The 331-nt window shown below is 51.7% G+C and carries 1 pseudogene; it reads right to left on the bottom strand.

Annotated features, from left to right (window positions below):
• Positions 1-331: pseudogene (locus tag ABI582_RS28725) on the bottom strand (IS110 family transposase); the annotation flags it as partial.

Genomic DNA, 331 nt, shown 5'->3' with positions numbered 1-331 from the left:
AATCACTCGTAGATCCATTCCCAGGAATGCAATGTACGAATCACTGCTCTTGAACTCGCCTCGCATAAAGGCCATTACCAAGGCAGTGGCAGTGAGAAAACCAATACCTTCTACTGCTTGGCAGCGAGCAACTTGCTCGTGCAGCCCTGCTTCGCGCAGCACCTCTTTAATTTTCTTTTGGATCAACAAATCCAGCCGGTCTATCGATTTTACAAAGGTTTGGAAGGCGGCTTTCAAGAGGGCTTCATTAGCCCAGCTCTGAGTCATCGCCGTGCGGGCAGTCACCAAGGCCGCTCGGCGTCGCAGAAGGCTTTGAAGCTTGCCGTAGACA

This window comes from Pseudomonas sp. SAS7 (assembly GCF_052112345.1).
GTDB lineage: Bacteria > Pseudomonadota > Gammaproteobacteria > Pseudomonadales > Pseudomonadaceae > Aquipseudomonas > Aquipseudomonas putida_Q.
Note: the sequence above shows the minus strand (reverse complement) of the source record. Positions and strands in the feature narration are given on the sequence as shown.